The 3,174-nt window shown below is 45.7% G+C and carries 3 protein-coding genes and 1 pseudogene; 2 read left to right on the plus strand and 2 right to left on the minus strand.

Annotation, left to right across the window (positions count from 1 at the left end; all coding sequences use genetic code 11):
• Together NCCP2222_RS17075 and NCCP2222_RS17080 are read left to right on the plus strand one after the other, a co-directional pair.
• The coding region (locus NCCP2222_RS17075; protein WP_248513591.1) for a cytosine permease at nucleotides 1–945 on the plus strand (945 nt) is incomplete at its 5' end.
• Between the two features lie 252 nt (nucleotides 946–1,197).
• A complete protein-coding gene (locus NCCP2222_RS17080; RefSeq protein ID WP_248513592.1) occupies nucleotides 1,198–2,010 on the plus strand; it encodes a YwqG family protein in 813 nt (270 codons plus the stop codon).
• 104 nt (nucleotides 2,011–2,114) lie between these two features.
• Here the strand turns inward: NCCP2222_RS17080 and NCCP2222_RS20905 are convergent.
• Both NCCP2222_RS20905 and NCCP2222_RS17085 read right to left on the minus strand, forming a co-directional pair.
• Nucleotides 2,115–2,410 (minus strand): annotated as a pseudogene (locus tag NCCP2222_RS20905) (SDR family NAD(P)-dependent oxidoreductase).
• Between the two features lie 114 nt (nucleotides 2,411–2,524).
• A partial coding sequence (locus NCCP2222_RS17085; protein WP_248513593.1) for a hypothetical protein occupies nucleotides 2,525–3,174 on the minus strand: 650 nt, incomplete at its 5' end.

Genomic DNA, 3,174 nt, shown 5'->3' on the forward strand with positions numbered 1-3,174 from the left:
ATCGTAATTCCCCTCAATTGGTTTGGAATCGACCAATTGGACAAGTTGCAGAAATGGTCTCTCCCCCTATTCATTCTCTTTCTGCTGACAGCGATCATCGTTTCCCTCTACCAACCTTCCATTTATCAAGGCTCTGTTTTCACTTATATGCCTGAAGGTGTACACATCGGCGGCGAAGCCTTACTGCTTTGCATCGGAATGCATCACGGCATTATAGGATTGACTGCTCTTCTTGCTTCCGACTATGCACGTTTTCTGAAGCCTTCTGACGTAAAAGTCGGTTCTGTGGCAATCGGTTTCATTCCGCAGATTTTCTGTTTTGGCGTCATGGGCGGGCTTGGCATCTGGTTTGGCGTTCGGTTTCTCGAATCTGATCCTGGCGTCTATATCGTCCTCCTGCTCGGAATCGGCGGCGCCCTTTTCACGATGCTCACCCAGCTGCGGATTAACGTGACGAATATTTACAGCAGTTCACTCTCCCTTTCCAACTTCTTTGAGAACATTTTTCACTTTACCCCCGGCCGCCGTTTTTGGGTCGTGTTTGCAGGCGTGACAGCGATTCTTCTCATGCTGTCCAATATTGTGGAACATGTCGATACACTGATGACATTTCAAGGGGTATTCCTGCTCGCATGGGCTGCTATTTTAGTAACCGATGCACTGGTCGTGAAGAAATGGCTAAAAATCGGGCCGACATATTACGTAGCCCGACAAGAATACTTATATAAGTGGAATCCGGTCGGCACCATTTCACTCATCGTCGCCAGTGTTCTGGGAACCATTGCCGCTCTTGGCTACATGGGGCTGTTCTTAGAAACAACGGCTGCCTTCTTTGCTGCGCTTCTCGCCTCGATCCTTACGGTAGTCATCGCTGTCCTAACGAAAGGAAAATATTATCTGGTGAAGGTACCGGAGGATATTGTGGATGAGGATAAAATCGGGTGAGGATAGTGAAAAATATTTTATGAAACGATAAAGAAGAGAGTACAGGATTGTAACGCTATTCCTGTACTCTTTTTAATTTTCTTCGAAGATATGGTCATTCTGTTATACGAAACCCTGTGACAAATGGATACGTATATATTCAGGAAAGATTAAAAAGTCACAGCCGAACGGCTCGGAGACTAAGAAACAAGAGTCCCCAAGCAGGCAAGTCAAAACTGTTTGAGGTCTATTTGGTGAAAAGGAGCGCGCAAAATGGAACTTGATCAAAAGGTGAAAGATCTGTTGCCGAAAGAATGGCAGGACAAGCTGCTGGATACCCAAAAAGAGACGATTGAATTCTCGATGAAGGCAGAAGGAGAACTGCCCCTGACAGCAACGAAGGCTGGCGGGATCGGGTATGTGCCTAAGCATGTTCCGTATCCTACCAATGCGAAAGGCCAGCCTCTCTCTCTGTTGGCGCAGATTAATTTTTCCGAAATTCCGCAACTCGAGCATTTCCCGAGAGAAGGAGTTTTAGCATTTTACGTCGACTATTATGATGATTTGATTGGCATGGCTCTTGAGAACATGGCCAATACGGAAGGCTACCGGGTTATCTATTTTGATACCACTGAAGATGAAAGTCTCACTCGGGACGAACAAAAATCCTATTTCCTTCCCTATGCGGAAGAAGAAAAGTTTACCGTCGTAAACGCGGAATTACGAATGATTCCCCGCTTGACGAAACAGTTGCTATTCAATGATATTGCAGAATTTGAAAAGTCCTTTGGTGTGCCCAAATCAGAGATTGAGGCATTTGATCCTTACGCAGATGAATTGGATGAGTTGGGGCAATACGGCACGCGCCTAGGCGGTTATCCGAATTTTACACAATACGATCCTCGTGTGTATGAGGATGGAAAAGAGATTGATGTGCTGCTGTTTCAATTGGATACCGATTATGACGAGAGCGGTGAATGGGAGATCATGTGGGGTGACTCCGGGGTGGGGAATTTCTTTATATCCTTACATGATTTACAGGAAAAAAAGTTCGAGAATGTTTGGTATTCATGGGATTGTATGTAGAATTTCAGGCAGGACATTATTTGTCCTGCCTTCATTTTTATACCAAACTAGTTTCCTCTTACACAAATTACACGGTCAAAGTCATTTCGCAGTCTGTCCACCATCTACCGCAAATTCACTCCCGTGATATAGGATGCTTTGTCCGAACAGAGCCAGAGTGCAGCCTGTGCCTGTTCTTCCGGCCGGCCATCCGCCCAAGCGGAATATCATTCTCAACATATTTTTCCTGTTCAGGTACTTCCTTGGCCCACGCTACCACTGCTGGCTTTAACGTCAACCCTGGACAAATCGAGTTAACACGGATTCCTTGTTTGGCATATTCTAGTGCCACCGATTTTGTGAGGCCGTTGACAGCCCATTTCGCCGCACTATATGTAGCCAGTTTTTCCGAGCCGAGCAAGCCAGACGTTGAGGCTGTGTTGACTATAGCCCCTCCTCCAGAACAGCCTCTTCATTAATATCCGACACTGCCAATCTATTATTTGAAGCTCGCAAGCTCACTAAGCAATAGGTTTCACGCAAGTCGTAAGTCACTCTTCCCAGTAGTAATCATACATGCCATTATAAGAATGAAAAAAACCATCTCTACCACTTCATCCGCCTTCACTTCAAATAGATAAACGTTGTAGGTAAACGTTTCACCTGTCAGAAAGTCCTTGCCTGTCTCCTTGGCAGTAGATTTGAATGTCACCGTTACATTTTCGTAAGCGGCTCGGTAGTTGTGTTCTAGAATCGTTTCGGCCTCCTCGACAGAAAGCTGAAAATTCTGCTTACCTGCCATCTTATACGTGTACGCATCCATTTTCCAAGTCCCGTCTTCTTTTTTCAAATCATAGGTGATGAACCCGCCTCCACTCAAGGCATTGCCTAATTCAATCGTTTTGACAGACAGCAGATTTGCGGAAGGCTGCGTGACCTCAAAGCGCTCGGATGGCTGACTTCTTGGAAATGGAAATAGTGTCGTATCACATTCATTGCAGGCATACGGATAGTATTCTTTTAATGTACGGTCTGTAAACTCCTTGGTCGCATGCTTCAGAAGCTCGGGACGGAGCTCTTCAAACGACTTGTTCTGGCTAACCCCCTCAATTAGTATCCATTCAATGGAACTTGAAAGTTGGCGGGTTAGATTCTCAGCTTCCCCTGTAGTTCCCCTCTGTTCAA

Source organism: Sporosarcina sp. NCCP-2222 (assembly GCF_023168145.1).
GTDB lineage: Bacteria > Bacillota > Bacilli > Bacillales_A > Planococcaceae > Sporosarcina.